The 25,486-nt window shown below is 71.0% G+C and carries 25 protein-coding genes and 1 pseudogene; 13 read left to right on the forward strand and 13 right to left on the reverse strand.

Annotated elements, in window-relative coordinates; translation table 11 throughout:
* Positions 1-157: 157 nt before the first annotated feature.
* The 7 genes from ACZ60X_RS12440 (at position 158) to ACZ60X_RS12470 (ending at position 8,649) form a co-directional block, all read left to right on the forward strand.
* Complete coding sequence (locus ACZ60X_RS12440) at positions 158-856, forward strand: class I SAM-dependent methyltransferase (RefSeq protein WP_469596855.1); 699 nt, start codon at positions 158-160, stop codon at positions 854-856.
* Positions 857-987: 131 nt separating this feature from the next.
* Positions 988-2,454, forward strand: coding sequence for a class I adenylate-forming enzyme family protein (locus tag ACZ60X_RS12445; RefSeq protein ID WP_469596857.1), 1,467 nt, complete (start codon positions 988-990; stop codon positions 2,452-2,454).
* Complete coding sequence (locus tag ACZ60X_RS12450; protein WP_469596860.1) at positions 2,447-3,274, forward strand: alpha/beta fold hydrolase; 828 nt, start codon at positions 2,447-2,449, stop codon at positions 3,272-3,274. Before ACZ60X_RS12445 ends, ACZ60X_RS12450 begins: the two co-directional genes overlap by 8 nt.
* Positions 3,274-4,302 (forward strand): ATP-grasp domain-containing protein, encoded by a 1,029-nt coding sequence (locus ACZ60X_RS12455; protein WP_469596862.1) that lies wholly within the window; start codon positions 3,274-3,276, stop codon positions 4,300-4,302. The genes ACZ60X_RS12450 and ACZ60X_RS12455 overlap by 1 nt, the downstream gene beginning before the upstream one ends.
* The gene (locus ACZ60X_RS12460; protein WP_469596865.1) at positions 4,299-5,522 is read left to right on the forward strand and encodes an AMP-binding protein; all 1,224 of its coding nucleotides are present in this window, start codon (positions 4,299-4,301) and stop codon (positions 5,520-5,522) included. Before ACZ60X_RS12455 ends, ACZ60X_RS12460 begins: the two co-directional genes overlap by 4 nt.
* The gene (locus ACZ60X_RS12465) at positions 5,519-6,955 is read left to right on the forward strand and encodes a DHA2 family efflux MFS transporter permease subunit (protein WP_469596868.1); all 1,437 of its coding nucleotides are present in this window, start codon (positions 5,519-5,521) and stop codon (positions 6,953-6,955) included. The genes ACZ60X_RS12460 and ACZ60X_RS12465 overlap by 4 nt, the downstream gene beginning before the upstream one ends.
* Positions 6,952-8,649, forward strand: a complete 1,698-nt coding sequence (locus ACZ60X_RS12470; protein ID WP_469596872.1) for a 2-isopropylmalate synthase — start codon at positions 6,952-6,954, stop codon at positions 8,647-8,649. Before ACZ60X_RS12465 ends, ACZ60X_RS12470 begins: the two co-directional genes overlap by 4 nt.
* Before the next feature lie 173 nt (positions 8,650-8,822).
* Here ACZ60X_RS12470 and ACZ60X_RS12475 read toward each other — a convergent pair whose 3' ends face one another.
* Positions 8,823-9,716 (reverse strand): alpha/beta fold hydrolase, encoded by an 894-nt coding sequence (locus tag ACZ60X_RS12475; RefSeq protein WP_469596875.1) that lies wholly within the window; start codon positions 9,714-9,716, stop codon positions 8,823-8,825.
* Between the two features lie 335 nt (positions 9,717-10,051).
* Here ACZ60X_RS12475 and ACZ60X_RS12480 point away from each other — a divergent pair, with 335 nt between their 5' ends.
* Positions 10,052-10,507: an RpiB/LacA/LacB family sugar-phosphate isomerase gene (locus ACZ60X_RS12480; RefSeq protein ID WP_469596877.1), complete on the forward strand. Its 456-nt coding sequence runs from the start codon at positions 10,052-10,054 to the stop codon at positions 10,505-10,507.
* Positions 10,508-10,608: 101 nt separating this feature from the next.
* Here ACZ60X_RS12480 and ACZ60X_RS12485 read toward each other — a convergent pair whose 3' ends face one another.
* Positions 10,609-10,977: a DUF6479 family protein gene (locus ACZ60X_RS12485; protein ID WP_469596880.1), complete on the reverse strand. Its 369-nt coding sequence runs from the start codon at positions 10,975-10,977 to the stop codon at positions 10,609-10,611.
* 188 nt (positions 10,978-11,165) lie between these two features.
* Here ACZ60X_RS12485 and ACZ60X_RS12490 point away from each other — a divergent pair, with 188 nt between their 5' ends.
* Entirely contained in the window at positions 11,166-12,344 is a 1,179-nt protein-coding gene (locus ACZ60X_RS12490) for an acyl-CoA dehydrogenase family protein (protein ID WP_469596882.1), read from the forward strand.
* A gap of 328 nt (positions 12,345-12,672) precedes the next feature.
* On the forward strand, positions 12,673-12,903 hold the full coding sequence (locus ACZ60X_RS12495; protein ID WP_469596884.1) for a glyoxalase superfamily protein: 231 nt from the start codon (positions 12,673-12,675) through the stop codon (positions 12,901-12,903).
* On the opposite strand, the pseudogene ACZ60X_RS12500 reads toward ACZ60X_RS12495, so the two are convergent.
* Positions 12,863-13,255: pseudogene (locus ACZ60X_RS12500) on the reverse strand (transposase); the annotation flags it as partial. The gene ACZ60X_RS12495 and the pseudogene ACZ60X_RS12500 overlap by 41 nt on opposite strands.
* 291 nt (positions 13,256-13,546) lie before the next feature.
* Here ACZ60X_RS12500 and ACZ60X_RS12505 point away from each other — a divergent pair.
* The 3 genes from ACZ60X_RS12505 (at position 13,547) to ACZ60X_RS12515 (ending at position 16,679) form a co-directional block, all read left to right on the forward strand.
* Positions 13,547-14,431: a GNAT family N-acetyltransferase gene (locus ACZ60X_RS12505; protein WP_469596886.1), complete on the forward strand. Its 885-nt coding sequence runs from the start codon at positions 13,547-13,549 to the stop codon at positions 14,429-14,431.
* A gap of 231 nt (positions 14,432-14,662) precedes the next feature.
* Positions 14,663-15,313, forward strand: a complete 651-nt coding sequence (locus ACZ60X_RS12510) for a hypothetical protein (RefSeq protein ID WP_469596888.1) — start codon at positions 14,663-14,665, stop codon at positions 15,311-15,313.
* Positions 15,314-15,485: 172 nt separating this feature from the next.
* Positions 15,486-16,679, forward strand: a complete 1,194-nt coding sequence (locus ACZ60X_RS12515) for a PP2C family protein-serine/threonine phosphatase (protein WP_469596891.1) — start codon at positions 15,486-15,488, stop codon at positions 16,677-16,679.
* A 294-nt stretch (positions 16,680-16,973) separates the two neighbouring features.
* Here the strand turns inward: ACZ60X_RS12515 and ACZ60X_RS12520 are convergent, their stop codons facing one another.
* The 10 genes from ACZ60X_RS12520 to ACZ60X_RS12565 all read right to left on the reverse strand — a co-directional run bounded on the left by ACZ60X_RS12520 (position 16,974) and on the right by ACZ60X_RS12565 (position 25,483).
* Positions 16,974-17,240 (reverse strand): transposase, encoded by a 267-nt coding sequence (locus tag ACZ60X_RS12520; RefSeq protein ID WP_469596894.1) that lies wholly within the window; start codon positions 17,238-17,240, stop codon positions 16,974-16,976.
* A gap of 203 nt (positions 17,241-17,443) precedes the next feature.
* A complete protein-coding gene (locus ACZ60X_RS12525) occupies positions 17,444-17,836 on the reverse strand; it encodes a DUF2267 domain-containing protein (RefSeq protein ID WP_067043084.1) in 393 nt (130 codons plus the stop codon).
* A 357-nt stretch (positions 17,837-18,193) separates the two neighbouring features.
* Positions 18,194-18,328, reverse strand: coding sequence for a hypothetical protein (locus tag ACZ60X_RS12530; protein ID WP_469596897.1), 135 nt, complete (start codon positions 18,326-18,328; stop codon positions 18,194-18,196).
* A 92-nt stretch (positions 18,329-18,420) separates the two neighbouring features.
* Entirely contained in the window at positions 18,421-18,921 is a 501-nt protein-coding gene (locus ACZ60X_RS12535; RefSeq protein ID WP_469597435.1) for an Hsp20/alpha crystallin family protein, read from the reverse strand.
* Positions 18,922-18,969: 48 nt separating this feature from the next.
* Positions 18,970-20,784, reverse strand: coding sequence for an FAD-dependent oxidoreductase (locus ACZ60X_RS12540; RefSeq protein WP_469596901.1), 1,815 nt, complete (start codon positions 20,782-20,784; stop codon positions 18,970-18,972).
* Positions 20,784-21,047: a UBP-type zinc finger domain-containing protein gene (locus ACZ60X_RS12545; protein ID WP_112467949.1), complete on the reverse strand. Its 264-nt coding sequence runs from the start codon at positions 21,045-21,047 to the stop codon at positions 20,784-20,786. The genes ACZ60X_RS12540 and ACZ60X_RS12545 overlap by 1 nt, the downstream gene beginning before the upstream one ends.
* A 5-nt stretch (positions 21,048-21,052) precedes the next feature.
* A complete protein-coding gene (gene trxA, locus ACZ60X_RS12550; RefSeq protein ID WP_469596904.1) occupies positions 21,053-21,499 on the reverse strand; it encodes a thioredoxin in 447 nt (148 codons plus the stop codon).
* A complete protein-coding gene (gene clpB / locus ACZ60X_RS12555) occupies positions 21,496-24,135 on the reverse strand; it encodes an ATP-dependent chaperone ClpB (protein ID WP_469596907.1) in 2,640 nt (879 codons plus the stop codon). Before clpB ends, trxA begins: the two co-directional genes overlap by 4 nt.
* Positions 24,126-24,533, reverse strand: coding sequence for a chaperone modulator CbpM (locus tag ACZ60X_RS12560; RefSeq protein WP_469596910.1), 408 nt, complete (start codon positions 24,531-24,533; stop codon positions 24,126-24,128). Before ACZ60X_RS12560 ends, clpB begins: the two co-directional genes overlap by 10 nt.
* Complete coding sequence (locus tag ACZ60X_RS12565) at positions 24,530-25,483, reverse strand: DnaJ C-terminal domain-containing protein (RefSeq protein WP_469596913.1); 954 nt, start codon at positions 25,481-25,483, stop codon at positions 24,530-24,532. Before ACZ60X_RS12565 ends, ACZ60X_RS12560 begins: the two co-directional genes overlap by 4 nt.
* Positions 25,484-25,486: the final 3 nt, after the last annotated feature.

Here is a 25,486-nt window from a genome sequence, read left to right on the forward strand (position 1 = left end):
GCCGATAACGAACAGAAGTTTGCCAGTCGTGTGACCCCCCGTTAGCCTCGTGACGGTTCACGGAACGGCGCGGCACGGCAATTCCGCAAACCCGCTGGAATTGCCCTGCACTACCCGCCGCAAAAAACGGGAAAAAAATCAGGGGGAAGGTTCACCCATGCCGCAGACAACGGCCACCGGGGAATCCACGCACACCGAGCTGTGGAATCCCAAGACCTATGACGCGCTGCGCCGCCAGCTCATACCCTCCTTCGACCTTCTCTACGACAGCGCGGTCGCCGCGGTGGCCATGACGGTGGGCCCGGCGCCCCGCGTCCTGGACCTCGGCGCGGGCACCGGCCTGCTCAGCGCCGCGCTGAGGGACCGCCTCCCCGGGGCCGACCTGGTGCTCCAGGACCGCTCGGAAGCGATGCTCGGCCAGGCCCGGCAGCGGTTCGCCGCGGACGACCAGGTCTCCGTGCGGGTCGCCGACCACCTCGACGAACTGCCCGCCGGCCCGTTCGACGCCGTGGTGTCGGCGCTTTCCATCCACCACCTGACGCACGAACAGAAGCAGGACCTGTTCGGCCGTATCCGCAAGGTCCTTGTCCCCGGCGGCATTTTCGTCAATGTCGAGCAACTCCTCGCACCGACGACCGCGCTGGAGAAGATGTACGACCAGCAGCACGAGGCCCATGTGCACGCCTCCGGAACTCCCGCCGAGGAATGGGCCGCAGGCCGCGAGCGCATGAAGCACGACATCCCCATCGACGTCGACACCCAGCTGCGCTGGCTGCGCGAAGCCGGCTTCAGCACCGTCGACTGCCTGGCCAAGGACTGGCGGTTCGCCACGTACGCGGGCTGGAACGAGGCGTGACGCCGCGCGCAAGAACCACGGCAACAACCAGGACACCCCGCACGAGGCAGAAAACGTACGCGTCCCGTCCGCTTCCGCGCCGGTCCCGCCCGGCCGGGAGCCGGCGGCCGGCCCCCACCCCGAGGTGAAGCGTGCTCTACCAAGCCCTGTGTGACACAGCGGCGCGGCAACCCGGCCGGCGTGCCGTCACCACCACCGACGGCACGTCGGTCAGCTACCCGGAGCTGGTCGACCTCGTCGACCGCACGGCAGCCGGCCTGGCCGGCCACGGCATCGGCGCCGGCGACACCGTCGCCTGCGCCCTGCGCAACAGCGTCGGCTACGTGGCCCTCATCCTGGCCGTCGCCCGCACCGGCGCCCGCTATGTGCCGCTGATGAGCAACTTCGACGCGGCCGACACCGCGACGGCCCTGCGGCTGACCCGGCCCCGCCTGATCGTCGCCGACCAGGACCGCCCGCTGCCCGCCGACGCCCCGCCCCGGGTCCGGCTCGACGACCTCAGCCGCACCCCGCCCGCGCCCCGCACCCCCGGCGAGCAGCACACCGGGATCTTCCGCGCGCTGTGGACGTCCGGGTCGACGGGATTTCCCAAGCAGATGGTGTGGCGGCAGGACAAGTTCCTGCGCGAGCGCCGGCGCTGGCTGGCGGACACCGGCATCACCGCCGACGACGTGTTCTTCTGCCGCCACACCCTGGACGTGGCCCACGCCACCGACCTGCATGTCTTCGCCGCCCTGCTGTCGGGCGCCGAACTGGTCCTGGCCGACCCGCACGCGGCACCCGGCGCCCTGCTGCGGCAGATCGCGGACCACGGCACCACCGCCATGAGCGCGCTGCCCCGCCACTACGAGGAGTACGTGCGGGCGGCGGCCGACGGCCCGCGCCCGGACCTGTCCCGGCTGCGCCGGCCGCTGTGCGGCGGCGCCTACCTCAGCGCGGCCCAGCTACGCGACGCCGCCGACGTCCTCGGCATCCACATCCGGCAGATCTACGGTTCGACCGAATTCGGCCTCGCCCTCGGCAACATGGCCGACGTGCTCCAGGCCGGCGCGGGCATGTTCCCCGTGCACGGTGTGGACACCCGGCTCGAACCGCTCGCCCCGGACCGGCCCGACCTCGGCGAACTGGTGCTGGTGTCCGACTGCACCAGCGAGGGCTACGTCGGCAGCGACGAGGCGAACGCCCGCACCTTCCGCGGCACGGAATTCTGGACCGGCGACGTGGCCGAACGGCAGGCGAACGGATCCCTGCGCATCCTCGGCCGGGTCACCGAGATCCTCGCCGCCGCCGGCGGACCGCTGCCCGCGCCGGTCCTCGACGAGGAGATCGCCGCCCAGTGCCCCGTCCTGGAGTCGGTGGCACTGCCCGCCCGTCCCGGCACCTACAGCGCCGAGGTCCTGCTCGCCGTGCACCCCGACCCGGCCCGGCCCGAGAGCGAGGTCCGCAAGTCCGTCGAGGCCGTCCTGCGCGGCCACGGGCTGGCCGGCACGGTCCGCCTGACCGACGACATCCCGCACACCCCGGTCGGCAAGCCGGACAAGCCGCGCCTGCGCGAGCGCTGGGTGGCCGAGACCGCCATGGAGTCCCCGCATGCCTGAACTCACCCTGGACGACGGACAGTTCGTCCACTACGACGACAGCGGCGAGGGCCCGCCGCTGCTCCTCGTCCACGGCCTCGGCGCACCCTCGGCCTTCTTCGCCGGGACCGCCGCCGAACTGGCCCGCGACCACCGCGTCCTCACCCTGGACCTGCGCGGCCACGGCGCCACCCCCCAGGGCACCGAGCCGGTCACCGTGGACCGCTGCGCGGCCGACCTGCACGCCCTGACCGAGAAGCTGGACGTACGCGGACTGACCCTGCTCGGCTGGTCCCTCGGCGCCACCGTCGCCTACCGCTACCTGGAGCGGTACGGCGCCGCCCGGGTCACCGGCCTGGTCTCCGTGGAGCAGACCCCGTACCTGCTCACCGAGGACGGCTGGGAGCACGCGGCCTTCGGCGCGCTGGACAGCGCGGGCGCCGATGACGTCGACCGGATGCTCGGCGCGGCCGACCCCGCCGTCACCGCCCAGCTGGTCCGCAGCTTCTTCGCCCGCGGCACCACCCCCGCGCAGGCGCTGGCCGACGAACTCACCGAGGCCGCGGCCGGCTGCCGCAGCGACGCCACACGGCAGTTGTGGCAGGACGTGCTCGGACAGGACTGGCGCGGACGGCTGGCCTCGCTCGGGGTGCCGGTGCTGTTCCTGCACGGCGCACTGAGCCAGGTCTACCCCAGCGCCGTCGGCGCCTGGCTGGCCGACACCGTGCCCGGCGCCCGGCTGGAGTTGTTCGAGCACAGTGGACACCTGCCGTTCCTGGAGGAGCCCGACCGGTTCCACCGCGCGATCCGCGCGTTCACGGCACGACGAGGGGAGCGTTGATGACCACGGCACCCGCTGAGCAGGCCCCCGGCCGCCGGCTGTGCTGGATCTACCCGGACCGCGGCACCGACCGGATGCGCACCAAGGAGTGGACGCACGTCTGGGGCATCTACGAGGAGGTGGCCCGGGAACGCGGCTGGGAGATGTCCCTGCACAAGCCGGAAGAGGTGTCCGTGGACGCCACCGGCGCCGGCGCCCCCCGGGTCTACCTGGACGGCACCGAAGTCACCCCCGCCGACACGGTGTTCGTGACCTCGCTGTGGTCCCTGGCCCACCACACCACGGACGTCTGCAACCAGCTCTACCTCTACACCATCCTGGAGGCGGCGGGCTTCTACCTGCCCATCCCGCCCCGGCTGTCCTTCCTCGCCAACGACAAGACCGCGACCATGCTGCACCTCGCGGGCAGCCCCCTGCCCCAGGTGCCGACCGTGCGGATCGGTGTCGGCCGGGACTCGCCGACCCGCGCCTACGAGGCGGCCCTGGGCGGGCTGAGCTACCCGCTCATCGTCAAGCCCGCGTACTGGGGCATGGGCCAGGGCGTGTGCCTGGTGCGCAGCGCCGAGGAACTCAAGGGCGTGGTGGGTCTCGCCGCCGGAGCGGAGACCGCGCTGGTCTGCCAGCCGTACCTCGGCGAGGGCATCAACGACTTCCGGGTGTACGTCATCGACGGCAAGGTCCACACGGTGCTGCGCCGCATGCCCAAGGGCGCCTCGCTGACCGCGAACCTCTCCTCGGGCGGCTCGATGGAGCACGTACCGCTGCCGCCCGAACTCGCCGACACCGTCGACTACGTCGCCTCCCGTATGCCCATGCCGTACATCGCCGTCGACTTCCTGCACGACGGGACACGGTTCTGGCTGTCCGAGGTGGAGCCCGACGGCGCCGTCGGCTTCCCCGGCTCAAAGCAGGCCGCCCGCGAGCAGCGGCAGATCATCGCGGCCCGCTTCGACGCCTACCACGCCGCGCACCGGGAGTTCCTGCGCGACAGCGGACACGCGGCCGACCGGGAGGAGAGCGTACGATGATCGGACACATACCGGCCGACGACCTGCTCGCGCACGCCAGGAAACTGGCCGACGCCGGCGGTCTCGCCGTCCCCGACACCGCGCGGGGGCTGACCGACCTCGCCGTCAGCGGGCCCGCCGAGATCTACGCCCAGACCCGGCTGGCCGCCCAGGGCGCCGGCAGTGTCCTGATGTCCAGCGGCGGCACCACCGGCACCCCCAAGCTCACTCATGTGCCGCACGGCATGGGCCTGGAGCGGCTGCTGGCCTTCTGGCGCCCCCTGCGACCGGGCGACACCCTGCTCAACCTCTTCAACGCGGGCCGCATGTGGGGCTCCCACTACTACATGCAGACCCTCGCCGAGAAGTCCCGCTGCACCGTCGTCCCCTCCGGCCCCTACGAACCCGACGAGGTCGGCCGCTGGCTGCCCATGTTCACCGAGGTCGGCGTCAACGCCCTCGCGGGCACCCCCACCGGGCTCGCCGACTTCGCCCGCGGTGTCCTCGACGCCGGCGGGCAGCTCCCCGTGCGCACCATCATCTGGATGGCCGAGCCCTGGACCGGCAACAAGCGCGAGACGGTCCGCGAGGCCTTCCCCGACGCCGGACTGTGGGGCAACTACGGCTCGGTGGAGACCTGGGTGATGGCCGCCAACCAGCCCGGCTGCGACGAGACGGTGCTCCATCTGCTGCCCGGCCAGCTCATGGAACCGGACGAGGACGGCGCCCTGCTGAGCCGGGTCGGCGACGGCTGGACCATCCCCGTCGTCCGCTACCGGCTCGGCGACCGGGTGGCCCCGGCCGACTGCCGCTGCGGCCGCCCCGACGCCCTCACGGTCCTCGGCCGCGCCGACGACTCCCTCACCCTGCGCAGCGCACTCTTCAAGGTGAGCGAGCTGATCGACGTCGTACGCCGTGAACCCGGCGTCGTCGAGGCCCAGTTGCGGCTCACCCGGAGCACCGACTCGGCGCGCGCGGCCAGCGCCCTCACCCTCGACTTCACCGGCACCGCCGACCCCGACGCCGTCTCCGCCCGGCTGACCGGCGAGTTCTACCACCTGGCGGCGGTGGCCCGGCAGTACCCCGGCGCGCTACAGGCCCGGCGGGTGGACCGGCTGGCCCGGATCGAACGGACCAACAAGGTCCCGGCGATGCTGTGGCAGGACGACGACCGGAGCGACGACCAGCACGACGGCGCCGCAGGCGCCGAGGCACAGAGCAGGAGCACAAGCCCCGCATGAGCAAGGTACGCGGTAACCCCTGGGCGATCCTGGTCGTCCTGTCCCTCGGCTTCTTCATGACGCTGCTGGACCTGACGATCGTCAACATCGCCATCCCGAGCATGATCCACAGCCTGCACGCCTCCTTCGACGAGGTGCTGTGGTCCATGAACGGCTACATCCTGGTGCTCGCCGCGCTGCTCATCACCGCCGGCCGCCTCGGTGATCTGCGCGGCCCGCGCCAGCTCTTCGCCGTCGGGGTGGCACTGTTCACGCTCGCCTCACTCGCCTGCGCCCTGGTGGACAGCCCCGCCCAGCTCATCGCGGCCCGCGTGGTGCAGGGCCTGGGCGCCGCGCTGCTCGTCCCGCAGACCATGACCCTGATCGTGGGCGCGTTCCCCGCCGAGCGGCGCGGCGCGGCGCTCGGCGTGTGGGGCGCGGTCGCCGGCGTCGCCGCCGTGGCCGGCCCCGCCCTCGGCGGCCTGCTGGTCAGCGGCCCCGGCTGGCGCTGGATCTTCTTCGTCAACGTCCCCGTCGGCGTCCTCGTGCTCGCCGTCCTCTTCGTCGTCGTGCCCGACATCCGCCAGGGCGCCACGCACCGCCTCGACGTCACCGGTGTCGTGGTGTCGGCGGCCGCCGTGTTCTGCCTGACCTTCGCCCTGACCGAGGGCCAGCGCTACCACTGGAACGCCGTCGTCTGGACGCTGCTCGCCGCCGCCGCCGTCCTCTTCGGGGCCTTCGTCGCCCAGCAGCGGCGCCGCCAGGACCGCGAACCCCTGGTCCCGTTCGCGCTGTTCCGCAGCCGCAACTACACCGCGATGAACGTCGTCTCCGCCGCGATCTCCGTCGGCGTGCTCGGCCTGATGCTGCTGCTCTCCCTGTACTTCCAGAACGTGCTGCACTTCAGCGCCCTCAGGGCGGGCCTCGCGCTCGCCCCAGCCTCCGTCGTGTCCATGGTCCTCGCGCCGTTCGCCGGGCGGCTCACCGACCGGATCGACGGCAAGTACGTGCTGCTCACCGGCATGGTGCTGACCGCCGTCGGCATGCTGTGGAACGCGCTGGTCATGGGCTCGCACACCGCCTGGGCCGCCTTCGTAGCGCCGATGGTCGTGGTCGGCATGGGCAACGGCTGCCTGATCGCCCCCATGGCGGCCGTCGCCATGCGCGGCGTCGAACCCGCGGTCGCCGGCGCGGCCTCCGGTGTGCTCAACACCGTACGGCAGCTGGGCTCGGTGGTCGGCAGCTCCGCGGTGGGCGCCCTGGTGCAGACCCAGACCGCGGGCGGCGGCGACGGTGTCTCCGCGATGCGTACGTCGATGGCGCTGCCCATCGGGGTCATCGTGCTCGGCGCCATCGCCTGCCTGACGGTCCGGCGCGAGGACGCCGCCCCCGCCCGGCCGGCCGGGCCGTCCGCCACCGAGACCGCGACGTCCGGAAGGAGCACCCAGCCATGAGACCGCCCAAGGACACCCGGTTCGCGGGGGGACGCCCCGGTGCCATGCCCTCCCACCGCTACACCCGGCCCCGGCCCGCCGACCTGCCCGACCGCACCTGGCCGGGCCGGACCCTCACCGCGGCGCCCCGCTGGCTCTCCACGGACCTCAGGGACGGCAACCAGGCGCTGATCGAACCGATGAGCCCCGGGCGCAAACTGCGGATGTTCGAGACGCTGGTCGCCATGGGCTACCGCGAGATCGAGGTCGGGTTCCCCGCCGCGAGCCGCGCCGACCACGCGTTCGTACGACGGCTCATCACCGAGGACCGCGTCCCCGACGACGTCCGTATCTCCGTCCTCACCCAGGCCCGGGACGAGCTGATCGAACAGACCGTGCGCAGCCTGGCCGGCGCCCGCGCCGCCACCGTCCACCTCTACAACGCCACCTCGCCGCTGTTCCGCCGGGTGGTGTTCGGCGTCGGCCGCGAGGAGTGCAAGAGCCTCGCCGTGCGCGGCACCGAGCACGTCGTGAAATACGCGGAGCAGCACCTCGCCGACTGCGACCTGGGCTTCGAGTACTCACCCGAGCTGTTCAGCGAGACCGAGGGCGACTTCGCGCTGGAGGTCTGCGAGGCCGTCATGGACGTCTGGCAGCCGGGCCACGACCGGGAGATCGTCCTCAACCTGCCCGCGACCGTCGAGCGCAGCACGCCCAACGTCTACGCCGACCAGATCGAACGCATGAGCCGCGGCCTCACCCGCCGCGAGCACGTCGCCCTGTCCGTCCACCCCCACAACGACCGCGGTACGGCCGTTGCCGCCGCCGAACTGGCCGTTCTCGCCGGCGCCGACCGCATCGAGGGCTGTCTGTTCGGCGGCGGCGAACGCACCGGCAACGTCTGCCTGGTCACCCTCGGCCTCAACCTGCACGCCCAGGGCATCGACCCCGGCATCGACTTCTCCGACATCGACGCGGTCCGCCGCACCGTCGAGGAGTGCACCGGCCTGCCCGTCCACCCCCGCCACCCCTACGCCGGCGACCTCGTCTACACCTCCTTCTCGGGCTCCCACCAGGACGCCATCAAGAAAGGCTTCGAGGCACTGGAACAGCGGGCGGCGGCCGAGGGCGTCCCGCTGCGGCGGACCCACTGGGACGTCCCGTACCTCCCGATCGACCCGGCGGACGTCGGCCGCACCTACGAGGCCGTCATCCGGGTCAACAGCCAGTCCGGCAAGGGCGGCGTCGCCTATCTGATGCTCCACGAACACGGCTTCGACCTCCCCCGCCGGCTCCAGATCGAATTCGCCCGCGCCGTACAGCGGCACACGGACACGGCCGGCGGCGAGATCACCGCGGACCGCCTGGGCGAACTGTTCCGGGCCGAGTACCTGCGGGTGGCGGACGGTGCGGGGGAGCGGTCCCGGGCGGAGGAGGGGCCAAAGGGGGAGGACGGGCCGGGGCCGGCGGTCCGGTCCGCGGCGGACGTCCGCGTCCTCTCGCACGTCGAGCAGTCCCGGTCGGCGCCCGACGGCAGCCCCGAGGTCGTCGTCTACGCCGAGTGCGCTGTCGCGGGCCCGGCCGCGGCGCGGACGGTCTGGGGCGTCGGCTGCGCACCGGACGCGCCGCAGGCGCTGCGGCGGGCCCGCGCCAGCGCCGCCGCCCGGGCACACCGCGCGCGACGCGCCTGCGACCCCGCGGCCGGTCGGAGCTGAGCCCGGCTGCCATGCGCCTGCCATGTGCCTCGTGGCCGGGGCCGACGGGCCTTGTCGAGGGCGGGATGCCGGGCGGACGGTGGTCTTGGCGGGCCGAGCCCGGGTGTCATGGGGCCCGGCGCCGGCGGCTCCCGGGGTCCGCTGTCGTACGTCCGGCCGGCGGGGAGCCGAGGTCAGTCCGGAACCGGGGCCGCTGCGAGACCCACCGAGGCGAAGAAGTCCTCCAGGGCGGCCGTGACCTCCGCCGGACGCTCCAGCGGCGGCAGATGACCGGTGTCGGGCAGCTCGATGTGCCGGGCGCCGGGGATCTCCCCGGCGAGCAGCGCGGACACCTCCAGGATCTCCGGCACGTCACACCGCCCGCTGATCACCAGGGTCGGGACGGACACCTCGGCGAGCCGCTCCCGCGCCGCGGGCCGCGCCGTCAGCTCCCTGGTGGGCGGCCCGCTCCAGATCCGCTGCCGGGCCAGCCGGTCCATCTCCACCGCGCGCAGCCACACCTGCGGACACAGCGCCGTACGGTCCCGGCCCTCGCCCGCCACCAGGAAGTCCACGTCCGCCACCGCGGCGGCGTCCAGGTCGGCGGGCTCGATCCGCTCGGCGGCCCCCGCCTCGTAGCGCCGCAGCCGCTCCGCCGGGACCGCGGCGAGCAGGTGCTGCCGGCCCCGCTGCACCATCGTCCGCGGCCATCGGTGTCCCGAGAGGCCCGAGGCGATGAGCGCCAACGCCCGGAACCGGTCCGGCGCCGTCAGCGCGGCGTCCAGCGCGATCCGGCCGCCGTCGGACGCCCCGACGACCGCGGCCCGCTCGACGCCCCACTCGTCCAGCAGGGCGAGCAGGTCGAGATGGTGGCCGAACTCCCCCTCCGCGTCCCCGGAGGCTCCCCGGCCCCGCCAGTCGTGCCGGAACACCCGGTACCGGCCGGCAAGGGCCGTGAACTGCGCGTCCCACATGCGCCGGTCCGCGCAGCCCGCGTGCACGAACACGACGGCCTCACCGCTGCCCGCCTCCTCGTACGCGATCCCCGCCCGTGCCACCCGGACCCGCCGGGCCGTGCCGATGACCAACACCCACCTCCGTGTCGTCGCGACGTCCAGCAAGGGCCTACCCGCCCGAACGGGGTCGCCTCCCGCTTTCACTCGGGGTGAACGCGGCGGAGCGGGGCAGACCGGGTGAATCGCGGCGCACACAGGTTCGTGAGTCGGCCCCGTGTCGCCTTGGCGCGCCCCCGGGCGCAGCCGTCCCGACTCGGCGATGCCGGTCTATACTCACCGCTGGCCTCCGGGCACAGTGTGAGGCGCCGGACAGGGCCGGGCACTGCCGAGGGCTGACGGACCGGATGTCCGTAAAGGATGTCACCGAGCCTTCGAGGCTCCCTGACCCGGGCGGGAGAGAGCCGCGCATGAAGATCTCCGTCTCCTCCGACATGGACGAACCCGTCGCCCGGCTCCTCCTCGCCGAGCTGGCGAAGCGCGGCCACGAGGTGCGGGCGCACGGCGCGCTGCGGCCCGGGGCCGACCCGCAGTGGGCGGCGTGCTCCGAAGCGGCCGCCCGGGACGTGGCCGAGGGCATCGCCGACCAGGCGGTGGTGTGCTGCTGGACGGGCACCGGCGCGTCCATCGCGGCCAACAAGGTGCCCGGTGTCCGAGCCGCTCTGTGCACGGACGCCGTGACGGCGGACGGCGCCCGGCGCTGGAACGACGCCAACGTCCTCGCCCTCAGCCTGCGCCTGACCTCCGCACCGGTGCTGCGGGAGATCCTGGACTCCTGGTTCGCCGCCGAGCCCAGCCAGGACGCCGAGGACCGGCGGAACGTGGCCCGCGTCGGCCGCCTGGACGCCGCCCGGACGGACTCCTAGGGCGGGTGTACGGCGGCTCGGCGCGGGCCGGGCTGCTAGAGGGGGATCGGGGGGTGGGTGTGAGTGGCTGAGTGCCGGAAGGGGAAGTGCGCGGCCGGGGGTCAGTGAGCGCCGAGTCCACCGCCGCCGAACGAGCCGCTGGACCCCTTGCTCCAGCGCGGACGCTCCTTCGACGCGCTCGGCCTTGAATCCATGTTGCTCAGCTCGTACGGGGTGAGCGGGCGGCCGCCCTTGGGTGTCTGGGGAACCTCCTGGGACTCTCTGTTCTCCCGGACCTCGCGCACCGGCCCCTCGGCCGGCAGCGTGGGCTGCTCCTCCGGCCTCGGCCGGGGGGACTCGCGGTACTTGACCCGGGAGTTCAACCAGAAGCCGCCGGCGAGCATCACCACGAGGCCCAGGCCGATCACGACGAACAGCACGAGGACCATCAGGCCGCTCGCCGCGGCCAGCTGCGTCGATGCGGTATCCATAGGACAGGGATACCCATCCCATAAGCGGATGAACCGGACAATGTGTGCGACCAGGGCCGGGTGTGCCCCGACCGGGCCGCGCGGCGCGGCCTCCGGCGAATTCACCCAGGACGCGGTCATTCCCAATTTCTGAAACACGTTCTACGGTGTGCGCCGTCAGGACCGCCCTTGGGGAGCCTGGAGGCGCCGTGCACCTCGACCACACGCCCGAGCAGCAGCGACTGCGCGCCGAGCTGCGCGCCTACTTCGCCGAGCTGGTCCCGGCGGGCGCCTACGCGCGCCACGCCGACCCGGCCGCGCAGAAGCGGTTCTACCGCGACACCATCCGCCGGCTCGGTGCCGACGGCTGGCTCGGCGTGGGCTGGCCGAAGGAGTACGGCGGGCGTGGCATGACGGCGATGGAGCAGTTCATCTTCTTCGACGAGGCCGCGCAGGCCGGCGTACCGCTGCCGCTGATGGCGCTGAACACCGTCGGCCCCACGCTGATGCGCTTCGGCACCGACGAACAGAAGGCGTACTTCCTCCCGCGCGTCCTGTCCGGCGAGATCGACTTCGCGATCGGCTACAGCGAACCCGACGCCGGCACCGACCTCGCCGCCCTGAGGACCAGGGCCGTACGGGACGGCGACACCTACGTCGTCAACGGGCAGAAGATCTGGACGACGAACGGCGACACCGCGGACTGGGTCTGGCTGGCCACCCGCACCGACCCCGCCGCCCCGCCGCACAAGGGCATCACCATGCTGCTCGTGCCGACCTCCGACCCCGGCTACTCCTGCACCCTCATCAACACCCTCGCCTCGCACGACACCACCGCGAGCTACTACGAGAACGTCCGCGTCCCCGTCTCCCGCCGGGTGGGCGAGGAGAACCAGGGCTGGCGGCTGATCACCAACCAGCTCAACCACGAACGCGTCACCCTCGCCGCCCACGGCACGATGGCCATCCGGGCCCTGTACGACGTCCAGCGCTGGGCGAGGGGGACCAAGCTCGCCGACGGCCGCCGGGTCGCCGACCTGGGCTGGGTGCGCCGGCTGCTCGCCCGCACCCACGCCCGGCTCGACGCGATGAAGCTCATGAACTGGCAGATGGTCACGGCCGTCGAGGAGGGGACGCTCACCCCGCAGGACGCCTCCGCCGTGAAGGTCTACGGCTCGGAGGCCCGCCGGGACGCCTACGCGTGGCTCATGGAGATCGTCGGCGCGGCCGGACCGCTCAAGGACGGCTCGGCGGGCGCGGTCCTGCACGGCGACCTGGAGCGCGGCTACCGCTCGGCGGTCATCTTCACCTTCGGTGGCGGCAACAACGAGATCCAGCGCGAGATCATCTCCTGGATCGGGCTGGGGATGCCGAGGGTGCGGCGCTAGGTGTGTGTGACGAAGCTTTTTAGTTGGCACAAAAGCGGGATAGTTGGCACTGGGTGTAATGTGCAGCTTCGCGGTGCGAAGTCGCCGAGGTGCGATGGAGTACGGGCTCTGAACTGCAGCTTAGTACTCCAGCTGTAGATCGCGATCTTGCTGGTCGGGGCTGGCCAGGGAACAGGTGCGGCCACCGGTGATCACCGGCCGGCCGCTCGCGCCTATCAAGGCTGGGTGAATGCACCGTGGGTCGCCTCGCCTCGCCTCGGCTCACTGAACGCGGCACCGGCCGACAACGCGAGCATCGGCAGGACGGGTCGCGTGGAAAGCCGACGCGATGACGTCCCCTATCACTGACCACGCCAAGAAACTCGCCAGACTCCTGCGCGAGGACCTTGCTGCAGCGGGGATCGAGATCCCGCACAGCCTCGCACTCGAACTGATCGCCCACCAGCTCGGCACCAAGGACTGGAACGTGCTTGCCGCCCTGACGAGCCGCGCAGGAAGCCCCGCCGCCCCGGACATCATGCCTCCTCCTCCTCGGCGGCAGCGTTCTCCAGGGCTGTGAGCACGTCCTCGCTCGGGTGCATCCCGGCAGCGCCGTGGTGAGCGCGCGCGGTGGTGGAGTCGAGGCTGACCGGAGACAGGTCTGCCGCACCCCGCTTCGCGCCTTCCGCGATCAGGCCCTCCAGCAGGGCCTCCAAGACGTCGGCGTCACGCCACTGGCGGAAGCGGTTGGATACGGTCGACCAGGCGCCGAAGTCCTGCGGCATTTCCCGCCACTACCCGCCGGTCTTGAACCGCCAGATCGCGCCCTCGAACTGCTCCCGCAGGCGCTTGGGGAGCGGTCCGTACTCGCCGATCGGCAGGTACGGCCCGATGAACTCCCACACTTCGTCTGTCAGTTGCACTCGCGTCACGCCACACGGTCTACCGGATCAGGCTTCAGAGCGAGGGCAAACCCAGAGATTGATCACGACTCGATTGACCCTAGAGGGATGACCGTCCAGCCGCATCCCCGGGCCTTGACCACTCTTGGCTGTCGGCGGGCATAGGCGGCTGTCTGATCGGTCCATGCCATAGGCGTGGTGTTGTTGCGTCTTTGGGTCTGGTGATGGGCGGTAATGCTCCGGTGGGCGGGGCTGGCATCCCCGGCCTGGAGGGAGGAGGCTGGGGGAGTGAAAAGCCGCACATGCCTGGGAGGTGCCGGCATGACGATCCTCCTGGGCGGGGCTGAATTCCCGCAGCTGCGCCCGTTTGAGTCGGCGGACGAGGCGGGGGTGCTGGAGTTGCTCGCGACGGACCGGCTGCCGGGCCAGCCGGCGTGTTCTACGGGGATGCTTGCCGACGCCGTGGCCGGCCGCTCGGCTGCTGACCCCGCCGGGCGGGCCGTGTTGGAGGGGCCGGTCGTCACCACGGTGCTGTGTGCGCCCGGCGGCGGTATCGCGGGCGTCGTCTGCTGCGCCGGGCGCCCCAGCGACGGCCCGCCGTTGTTGCTGTGGTTGCACTGTCGTGAGGACTTCTCCACGGCGCAGGCTTTGATCGCCCAGGCGCTTCAGTGCTGTGCTGCCGGGCCGATGCATGCCTTCACGCTGGCGTGTGCCGTGACCCGAGGTCTGGTCGGTCTGCCGGAGCGCCACCGTCGGGTCACCGGGGAAGCTCTTCGAGCGGCGGGTTTCACGAGCTGGGGCCGGTGCCGTTACCTGCGTGCCGAGCTGCCCGTCGCAGGGCTGCCCCACCTCGTCGGCGTCCAGATGAACGACACCGCCGCACCGCCGGGCAAGCACCTGGAGGTCCGTCGCCGCGGTCGCGTCCTGGCCCAGGCCTCCCTGGAGCGTCCCATCGACGGGGTCGGCTTGATCCGCAGCGTCACCGTCGCCCCGTACGCCCGCGGCCAGGGCCTGGGTCTGGGCCTGCTCGGCAACGCGCTGGACGTTCTCACCGGCCTGGGCGCCCGTGAGGCGATCGTCTACCTGGACGAACTCCCCGCCGACCCGGAACGGGACCCGGTCGCCGCCCTGCGCACGTACGCGGCTTCCGACTTCATCGAGGTCGATCGGCTGCTCACGTTCACCAGGACGCTGGCGCCGGGTTAGCGGGCGTGGGCAAGATCCGCCCACTGGCGCTCCTCCTGACCGCGGGCCAGGCCGCCGACAGCCCGCAGTTCATCCCCGTGCTGAAAAGGATCCGGGTCCGCGGGCCTGTCGGCGCCACCGCACGCGACCGGACGCCGTCGCCGGAGACAACACGGTGAGGGCTCCGACGGGCAGAGCGACGCGCAGGTCATCGACAAGGCCGTGCAGGTGTGCAACAAGAAGGTTCCCGGCATGCAGCAACTGCAAGCCCAGCGCAACGAAAGGGCCGTGCAGGACGCCCGGAAGTTCGCCGCCTGCGCCCGCAAGAACGGGATCCCCGACATGGCCGACCCAGCCGTCGTCAACGGCGCTCCGCAGATGAAGACGCCCGACGTCCCCCCGGAGATGTCCGGTGGCATGGGCGTGGTCAACCCGGGGGGAACGGCCAGTGAGCATGACTCCCGAGGCCGGTCCGCTGGACCGGCTGTGCGACAGACCGAGTCCGAAGACGCGCCTGCCGCCGGCCGTCGTCGTGACGGCCGGCGCCGCAAGCGCCGCACCCGGCGTGTCACCGGCGCGGTGGTCACTGTCGTGGCCGTGACCGCCATGGTGTTCGCCGCGCAGCAGCAGGGCTGGCTGGGCGGCCGGGATGGAGGCAGGGCCGAAGGCCCCGCCAAGCCCGAGGCGACCGCGGTCGTCGAGCGCATGTCCCTGTCGACCGGCATGGACGTGAAGGGCACCATCGGCTACGGGCACGAGACCGATGCCGTGAGTCGCGCCGGCGGCACACTGACCGCCATCCGGCAAGTGGGGGACCTCGTGCGCCCCGGACAGTGGCTGTGGGAGCGCACCCCGCCAGGACCGGCAGGAACTGCAGGCTGTCGTGCCGCTGCCCGGCGGTGACGTGCGGCTTGCGGGGATCCGCACGATTCCCGACCAGCTGGTGCCGTAAGCCGATCCCGAAGTCCGACCAATCCGCAAGGGCGAGCCCCAGCACCCCAGGCTGATCTGCCACATCCTGGGTGTCGGAGTGCTCAGATTGTGGCGGCTCGACCTCGCAGGGATCATCGAAGGCATGGACAGGAACATGTCCGTCGGATCCGGGGAGCGGCTGCTGGAGGAACTGGTCAGAGCAGCCCAGCTGGCATCACCTGCGGAACTGCCCGTGGTCCTGAACCGGTATGCCGAGGCCATGGGCCTGGGCAGGGCCGTTATCTATCTGGTCGACATCCAGCAAAGACTGCTGGTGTCGCTTGTCGAAAGCGAGCCGGAACTGGAGCTCGACACTTCGCTGGCCGGATGGGCCTACCGCACCGACTCTCTCCGAGTGGAAGAAGGCCCCTCCGGCGGGCTGAACGTATGGCTGCCCCTGGCCGACGGAGCGGAGCGGCTGGGTGTCGTAGAGCTGAACATGAGCACCCTGGACGGGCTCAAGCTACGGCGCTGTCGAACGACGGCGCTGCTCCTCGCACTGATCATCACATCCAAGCGCACCTACAGCGACACCATCGCACAGCGCATGCGCACCAGGCCGATGCACCTGCCCACAGAGATGGTGAGGGCCTTTCTCCCTCCCCGGTCGATCGGCACCGGGCGGGTCGTTTCGACGGCGGTTCTGGAGCCTGCGTACGAACTGGGCGGCGATGCTTTCGACCATGCGTTCACCGAGGACGTTCTGCACGCCACAATCCTTGACGGCATGGGGCACGACCTGGCGTCCGGACTTGCCACCTCTGTCGCCATGGCAGGCTGCCGTAACGCCCGGCGCAGCGGGGCAGACCTGAACGAACTCGCGGGCACCGTGGACGAGGCGCTGGCGAAGTGGCTTCCGGAGCAGTTCTGCACGGGTGTCTTCACCCAGTTGCACACGCCCACCGGTGTGCTGCGCTGGTGCAACTGCGGCCACCCGCCCCCATTGCTCATCCGTCGCCACCGCCTGCTCCACAACGCCTTGGAGCGGCCACCTGAGCCTCCTTTGGGTCTGCCCGCCAGTCTCGCCGGGACCGCCCGTCAGGTGCACGACGTCAGCCTCGAACCCGGTGACCGAATACTGCTCTACTCAGACGGCGTCGTAGAGTCACGCGACGAGGCAGGCGAAGAGTTCGGCCTGGAGCGCTTCACCGACTACATCATCCGGTCGACCGCAGCGGGGCAGAGCGCCCCGGAAGTGCTGCGCCTGCTCATCCACGCCATCCTCGAGCATCGGCACAACAAACTCAGCGACGACGCCACGATCTTGATGTTCGAGTGGCAGCCCCCTGATACGTAACCGCAAGAGCCGGAAAGCGCAGCCGTGGCGCCGGTACCTTGCGCCGGGTTGAGAACCCCCACAGCCTCCAGTGCCTCCCGCAGTTCGCGGGGCGCCTGGCGGATCACGCCGGTCACTCCGTCGTTCAGCCGGGGCATGGCGGTGTCCGAGGGTGGTGGGCTGATCAAGCAGTCCTACTGCCAGTGCGGCGCCAACCTGGACCGGGACGTTTCAGGCAGCGAAGGGGAACCCGATTCCTGATGGAGATGTCCAGCGGCGAGTGTGACGGACGGTGTGGGGTTGTAGCACCGTCCGTCAGGCAGGAGAGCCGGCTCGCTCACGATCGTAGAAACGGCGGGACTCGTCGCAGCAACGGATGCTGATCAACGCGGAAGTGTGGAAGACCCGTTGGAGGCGTCGGCTGTAGCGCTTGGACCGGTGCAGGCTGCCGCTGATCTTGCCCGAGTGCGTGCGGCGGGGGCGACGCAGGCGAACCTGGCGACACGGTCGGCCGCCGCTCGGGCAGAGCTGTCCCGTCCATGCCTTTCTCTCTGTGCGGCACCGACACAAGGTCCGTCTCACCCCGCCTTGCGCTCCCCGGGGTCACAAAGCGGGCCTTACAACCTGATCACGGCGATCACGGTCGGCCTCGGGGTGCCGAGTCGCTCCGGCACGGCATCCACGGGCACCCTTCTGGAAGATCCAGACGGAGCGTTTGGGACCGTCGCACACTCGGGCAGCAGAATCACGATCATCATGCTCGGCAACCACCGTGCCTCATGGGCTCAGTCCGCGAGGTCGGCCTTGCCGAACAGGACCGCGTAGCTGGAGGGGAGCTGGCTGATGATCTGATTCAGCTCTCCGCCGGTGACAGCGTCGGCGACGGTGGTCAGGACCGCGCTGGCGTCCCACTGCGCCGTACGCGGCCGGGCATGGGTGCGCTCGGCGACCCGGCGGTAGAACTCTTCGATCCCGAAGCTTCGCGCCTGCTGCGGCGCGGCATGGTCCAGGACTTGTCCCAGCGGGCCGGGCAGCTGGGATGCGAGGTCCTTGACCTCTCCCGGGCTGATCCGTTGGGCCAGTACTTCCAGCACGGCGTTGGTGACGTCCGCGGCTTCGTCCTGGTCGTTGTATTCGCCTCGCTCGCGCACGCGGGCGAGGAATCCGTCGTATTTCATAGCTGACTTCCTTCTGCCTTGGCCACCGCTGGTCATGAGGGTCGCCAGGTGCTCCGTCGGGCCGACCGGGTCCGTCCGCCGGCGCGCAGCTGCCGTGCGCAAGGCCCTTGGCCCGAGACTCACGCAGGGCACGGCGGAAGCGCCGGAGGCCCCAGGAACGGCCGCCCACCGCCTGTTCGAGTCGGTCGCCGCTCGTCGGGCCGGCTTCTTGGAGCGCGTGGGCAATCTGTTCGATCTCGTCGTCGAGGCGTTGTCCGGCCATGGCGGACGTACGACCTGCCGTGCCCTCGGTGCCGGCCATCCTCGGCGAGTTCGGGGTGCTGCCCGGTCCGGTGCCCGGGCGATAACGGCGGGCTCCTACTCCCGGCGGCGGGCGGTGCGGTCGGCGCTCTTCAGGACCTCGCTCACCGTCAGACAGGCACAGTTCGCTCCCGCGTAGGCCACGAAGAAGGTCAGCGAGAGCAGGAAGAACCGCCAGCGGTGTGAAGCCACGTAGCGCGTTTCTCCGCCTCCGTGAGGGGTGTCGAGCCTCGCCGGCCCGGCTGCGGTGCCGGATGGGTGCCCGCAACCGCAGCGCTCGCGTCTCAGCCGCTTCTCTCGGTGCTTCCACTCGTCTCGGTGATCTCGACGTGTCGCGGCTTTGCGACGTCGGTCTTGGGGACGGTGATGCTGAGCACTCCGTCCTGCATCTCAGCCTTGATCTTGTGGGTGTCCAGTTCTCCGGGCAGCCGCAAACGGTACTCGAAGGCTCCGACGCGGCGGGTGCTGCGGCGCAGGACACCCTTGCGCTCCCGCTCCTTGATCTCTCCGGTGACCACGAGTTCGGGACCATTGGCCTCTACGTCAATGTCCTTGCTCTTCACTCCGGGGAGTTCGATCTCCATGTGGAACGCGTCCTCGGACTCCGACACGTCCGCGAGAGGCGTCCACGCAACCGCGGGTGCCGCGCCCACCGTCGACTCCAACAGGCCGCTCATCTGGTTGAGCAGTTCGTCGAACTCGACCAGGGGATTGACAGGGGTGGGTGCCCAGACGGGCCGTTCCTGCAGGCCGCCACCGCGGTGGCGCCGGACGGGCATGGCCATCGCCATCGCCTCCTTCTTCCTTCTCGTGAGCTCCTCGTCCGCCATGCGTCATGCGAGCCATGCGGACTCCTTGTGACGTATGCGTGGGGGGACGTCCGAGTGGCCGGCGACAGCTGACGTGCCCGTGGTGCCGGGTACGGCCGAGTGCCCCAGGTGCCGGTGCACGAAGTGGATGGCCATCGCGCCCTCACCGGCCGCGGAGGCCACCCGCTTCACCGAGCCGCTACGCACGTCCCCTACCGCGAAGACCCCGGGCAGGCTGGCCTCCAGGGTCATGCACGAGCGCCCGCGGCCGCGCCACACCTCGGGGGAGGCGCAGGCTTCCTGGGCCTCCGGCCCGGTGAGGACGAAGCCGCGGGAGTCGAGGGCGATGATGCCTGCGAGCCACTCGGTGTGAGGTTCGGCGCCGGTGAAGACGAACAGGCTCCGTACCGCGAGCCGGCGGTGCCCGCCCGTGCGGTTGTCGACCACGTCGAGCTCCTCCAGCACCTCCTGGCCGATGACCTCGGTGACCTCGGTGTGCAGCATGACCTCCACCCGCGGATGGCGCTCGACCTGGTCAACCAGGTAGCGGGACATGTTGGCCTCAAGGCTGGCTCCTCGGACCAGCAGGTGCACCTTCGGCGCGTACCCGGCGAGGAACAGCACCGCCTGGCCCGCCGAGTTGCCTCCGCCGACGACGGCCACCGGGTCGGTGCGGCACTGCTGGGCCTCGTAGACGGTCGCCGAGTAGTGCACGCCCGTTCCCTCCAGGCGTTCGATGCCGGGCACCTGGAGCCGGCGGTAGCGGGCACCCATGGCCAGGACGACGGCGCGGGCGGCGATCTCGCTGCCGTCGGCGAACGCCACCACGTAGTGGTCCTCGTCCTTGGGATGCAGACCGGTCGCCTCCAGTGGAAGGCTGATCCTGGCGCCGAACTTGTCGGCCTGGAGCACAGCGCGTTCGGTGAGTTCGGCGCCGGAGATGCCGGAGGGGAAGCCGAGCAGGTTCTCGATGCGGGACGACGTGCCGGCCTGGCCGCCTGTGGCCATCGCCTCCACCACCGTGGTGCTCAGGCCCTCGGAGGCGGCGTACACCGCGGCAGCGAGGCCGGCGGGTCCGGAGCCTACGATGAGGACGTCGCCGTGACGGTTTCCGGCGGGTAGTGACGGCAGGCCGATGAGCCGGGCCAGTTCCGCGTTGCTGGGGTTGCGCAACAGGGTGGTGTCCCGCCAGATGACGAGTGGTGTCTCCGCCGGGCCGACGCCGAAGCGGCGCAGGAGTTCCTCGGCCTCCTCGTCGGTCTCCAGGTCGATCCAGCGGTGCGGCAGCCGGTTGCGGACAGCGAACTCGCGCAGCCGTCTGGTGTCGGGCGAGTAGCGGGAGCCGATGATGCGGAAGCCGGCGCCCTGTCCGACGAGCAGCGCGCGACGGCCCAGACAGGCGCGCAGCACGATGTCCCCGATGGTGGAGTCCTGGGACACCAGGTGGCGCAACTGGTCCAAGGAGACGACGAGGACCTCGCCCGGCTCCCTGGCAACAGCGGTGTAGAAGGCCACTTGTCCGTACAGCAGGCCGAGTTCGCCGATGAAGCGACCGGGACCGTGCACACGCAGCACGTGCTCCTCGGGAGTGCCGTAGTCCTCGACGACGGCGACGGTACCGCTGAGGACGACGAAGAACGTCTCGCAGCGCTCGCCCTCCCGGATCAGCACGTCGTTCGGAGCCATGGTCCGGCGTTGCCCGTGCTCCGCCAGACGTGCTATCTGGTCGTCCGTGAGGCGCGGATACGCACCGTAGATGTCCGGGGTCTCCCAGAAGGCGGCCTCGTCCGCTTTCTGGGGAACCGGTTCTGCGCCCGGCAGCGACTGGTCGCCGGACATCAGACGAACGCCTCGTGAACGTAGCACCAGCGCCATTCCTCGCCGGGCTGGAACGATTGCACGATCGGATGAGCGTCGGCAGCTGCGTGCCTGCGCGCGTGCTTGTTCGGCGAGGAGTCGCAGCAGCCGACGTGTCCGCAGGTCAGGCAGAGCCTCAGGTGGACCCACGGGGAGCCGAGCATCAGACACTCCTGACACCCTTCTGGGGTCAGCGGCTGGACCGGCCGGACGAGCGCGAGGTGGGGGTCTGCGTGCAGGGTCATCCGGATCACCCTTTCCGGGCGGTGATCGACTGTTCCACCCACTGGCGCAGAGCGGGGGCGGGCGCCGCCCCCGCCTGCCGGGCGACCGTCTCGCCCTGGTTGAGGATCAGCAGTGTCGGTACGGCCTGGACCTCGAAACGCTGCGACAGCCGCGGGTTCTTGTCGACGTCGACCTTGACGAGTTTGATTCGGCCGGCGAGATCGGTGGCGACCTTCTCCAGTGCGGGGCTGACCATGCGGCAGGGGCCGCACCAGGTGGCCCACAGGTCGACCACGACGGGGACGTCGGCCCGCTCGGCGACCTCCGTGAAGTCGTCGTCGCCCGCGTCCACCATCCACGGTAGGGGCTGCTTGCAGTGGCCGCACTTGGGGCGGCCCTCCGCGGCCACGGGCACCCGGTTGGTGCGCCCGCAGTGGGGACAACTGACGGTCGTCGCCTGCATCGTGTTCATGCCGCCCGCGCTCCCTTCACGTCCTCGGGCTGGCCGTAGGTGACCACCAGCTCTCCATGTTCGGCGTCGACGCGGACCGTCGCGCCGTCCTGGACGTCACCGCGCAGCAAGGCGCGCCCGACCATCGTCTCGACCTCGTGGGAGATGTAGCGGCGCAGCGGCCGGGCCCCGTACACCGGGTCGTAGCCCTGGTGGGCGATCAACTCCCGGGCTGCTTCGGTGAGTTCGACAGTGATGCGGCGTTCGGCGAGGCGGCGGCGCAGCTCGTCGAACTGCAGCTCCACGATCCGCTCGATCTGCCGCTCGCCGAGCGGCTTGAACAGCACGATGTCGTCGACGCGGTTGAGGAACTCCGGGCGGAAGTGCCCGCGCAGCTCGCCCATCACCAGGGCGCGGGCGTCCGGCTTGATCTCGCCCTCGGCGGTGGCGCCGTCGAGGAGGTGCTCCGAGCCGATGTTCGACGTCATGATGATCACGGTGTTGCGGAAGTCGACGGTGCGGCCCTGGGAGTCGGTGATGCGGCCGTCGTCGAGGACCTGCAGCAGGGTGTTGAAGACATCGGTGTGCGCCTTCTCGATCTCGTCGAACAGCACGACCGAGTACGGCTTGCGGCGTACGGCCTCGGTGAGCTGGCCGCCTTCCTCGTAGCCGACGTATCCGGGTGGTGCGCCCATGAGCCGGCTGACGGTGTGCCGCTCCTGGTATTCACTCATGTCGAGGCGGACCATGTTCTCCTCGGAGTCGAACAGGGCCGCCGCGAGGGTCTTGGCCAGCTCGGTCTTCCCGACGCCGGTGGGGCCGAGGAAGATGAACGAGCCGATGGGGCGGCGCGGGTCGCGGATGCCGGAGCGGGCGCGGATGATGGCGTCGGCGACGAGTTTGACGGCCTCGTCCTGGCCGATGACGCGCTCGCGCAGGATCTCGTCGAGGCGCAGCAGCTTCTCGCGTTCGCCCTCCTGGAGACGGGCGACGGGGATACCGGTCCAGGCTGCGACGATCTCGGCGATCTCCTCCTCGGTGACGACCTCGCGCAGCAGCCGGTTCTGCCCTTGTTTGGCGGCCAGTTGCTCCTCCTCGGCCTTCAGCCGGCGCTCCAGGTCCTGGAGGCGCCCGTAGCGCAGTTCGGCGGCGCGGTTGAGGTCGTAGGCGCGTTCGGCCTCCTCCGCCTCGTGGCGGACCTGCTCCAGTTCCTGGCGTAGTTCCTGCACGCGGCGGATGGCCTGCCGTTCGGCCTCCCACTGGGCGTGTTTGGCGTCGGCCTCGCCGCGCAGGTCGGCCAGTTCCTTGCGCAGTTCCTCCAGGCGAGATTTGCTGGCGGCGTCGGTCTCCTTGGACAGGGCCGCCTCCTCGATCTCCAGGCGGGTGACGCGGCGGGTGATCTCGTCGAGTTCGGCGGGCATCGAGTCGATCTCGGTACGCAGCCGGGCGCACGCCTCGTCCACGAGGTCGATGGCCTTGTCGGGCAGGAACCGGTCGGTGATGTAGCGGTGGCTGAGGGTGGCCGCGGAGACCAGCGCGGTGTCCTGGATCTTCACGCCGTGGAAGACCTCGAGGCGTTCGCGCAGTCCGCGCAGGATGGAGATGGTGTCCTCCACGCTCGGCTCGTCGACCAGCACCTGCTGGAAGCGGCGTTCGAGGGCGGCGTCCTTCTCGATGTGCTTGCGGTACTCGTCGAGGGTGGTGGCGCCGATCATGTGGAGTTCACCGCGGGCGAGCATCGGCTTGAGCATGTTGCCCGCGTCCATGGCCCCTTCGGCGGCGCCCGCGCCGACGACGGTATGCAGTTCGTCGACGAAGAGCAGGATGCGTCCCTGGGCGGCCTTCACCTCGGACAGCACAGCCTTGAGTCGTTCCTCGAACTCGCCGCGGTACTTGGCGCCGGCGACCAGGGAGCCCATGTCGAGAGCGAACACCGTCTTGTCGCGCAGGCCCTCGGGAACGTCGCCGCGAACGATGCGCTGGGCCAGGCCCTCGACGATGGCGGTCTTGCCGACGCCGGGATCGCCGATGAGGACGGGGTTGTTCTTGGACTTGCGGCTGAGGATCTGGGTGACGCGGCGGATCTCCGCATCACGGCCGATGACCGGGTCCAGCCGCCCGGACCGAGCCTCGAGGACGAGATCGCGGCCGTACTTCTCCAGAGCCTCATAGGCCACTTCAGGGTTGGCGGAGGTGACGCGCTGGTTGCCGCGGACCTGGGTGAGCGCGCTCAGGAACGAATCCCGGGTCACGCCATGCTCCTTGAGCAGCCGTCCGGCGGCGGTCGCCGAGCCCTCCTCGGCCAGGGCGAGCAGGAGGTGCTCCACGGACACATACTCGTCCTTGAGGCGTTTGGCCTCCCGCTCGGCGGCATCGAGCAGGCGGGACAGGCGCTGAGTGACGAAGACCTGGCCGGGTGCCGCGCCCGGACCGGTGACCTTCGGGCGGCGGGAGAGTTCCTCGCGCACGGCCGCGCGCAGCTCCTTCGGCTCGGTGCCGGCCTGTTGCAGCAACCGTGGGATCAGACCGTCCTCCTGATCGAGAAGCGCGAGCAGCAGGTGTTCCCCGTCGACCTCGGTGTGCCCCATGCCGACGGCCGCGCTCTGGGCCTCCTGCAGGGCTTCCTGGGACTTCTGGGTGAGACGGTTCATGTCCATGGGGGTGTTTCACTCCTCGTGCCGCGGCCGCGCAGGGCGGCTTCGAGCAGGCTGATGCGGTCGAGCAGGTCGAGCACCAGGCCGATGGATGCATAGTTGAGGCAGAGTCCGGTGCGCAGCCGCTGGATACGGGCGAGAACCGCCGGAGCCGTGGGGTCGAACATCAGTCGCCCCGCGGAGTCGCGTTCCGCGTCGACCAGGCCGAGGGCGACGAACCGGCGGATCAGATCGGGGTGGAGGCCCGAGCGGAGGGCCACGGCGGCCAGGGAGAGCCTGGGGACGGGCACGAGCGCGTACCGGACAGCCGTCGAGGCGCTGATGTCGGCGCCCGTTCGTACCGGACGGGCGCCCACGCCGGCCCGGCCGATGCCTCCCGCTCCCGCCGGTCGGTCGTTCATCGCGTCCTCCTGGGGTCGAACGAGGAAGTGGCGGCGAGCTCCTCGAACAGTTCGCGCTCCCGGTCGCCGAGGGCGGGAGGCACCATGACGCGAAGTTCGGCGTACAGGTCGCCGTTCGCGCCCCGCGGGTTCGGCATGCCCTCGCCGCGCAGTCGCAGCCGCCGGCCGCTGGACGAGCCCGCGGGCACCGTGACCTTCGCCGTGCCGCCGCCGGGCGTGGGCACCGGCACGGTCGCACCCAGGGCCGCCTCCCACGGGGCGACCGGGACCTGGACGTGCACGTCACGGCCGTCCAGCCGGAACCGGGGGTGGGGCTGGATACGCACCCGCAGGTATAGGTCGCCCGCGGCCGCGTCACCACTGCCCCGGCCACCCTCACCCGCCAGCCGGATGCGCTGCCCGTCGGTGACGCCCGGCGGCACATCGACCTCGTACCGCCGCGGCTGCCCGCTGGGGCCGGCGAGTGTGACGGTGCGACGGCCGCCTCGGTACGCCTCCTCGACGGTGAGCGGCAGTTCGGCCTCCTGGTCCGCTCCGGGGACGCCGCCTCGGGCGGCGCCGGCTCCGAACATGGAGCCGAGCAGGTCCTCGATGTCGATGCCCGCCGCGCCGAAGTCGTCACCGAAGCCGGTGGTGGAGCGGACGCGAGGGCCGCCCGCGCCCGCGGTCCTCCGAGCGCGGAAGCCGCCGCCCGCTCCGGCCGCGACCCGTTCGTCGAAGTCCTCCGGGATCTTACGGAAATCCTCGCCGAAGCGGTCGTATCGGGCTCGGGTCTTGGGATCGGACAGGACGCTGTATGCCTCGTTGAGGTCCTTGAAACGCTCCTCCGCCCCGGGGTCCTTGTTGACGTCCGGGTGGTACCTGCGGGCGAGTTTGCGATATGCCTGCTGGATCTCGTCCTGGCTCGCGGTCCGCGACACGCCCAGCACCTCGTAGAAGTCCCGTGCCATGAC

Source organism: Streptomyces sp. NPDC104106, assembly GCF_055584345.1.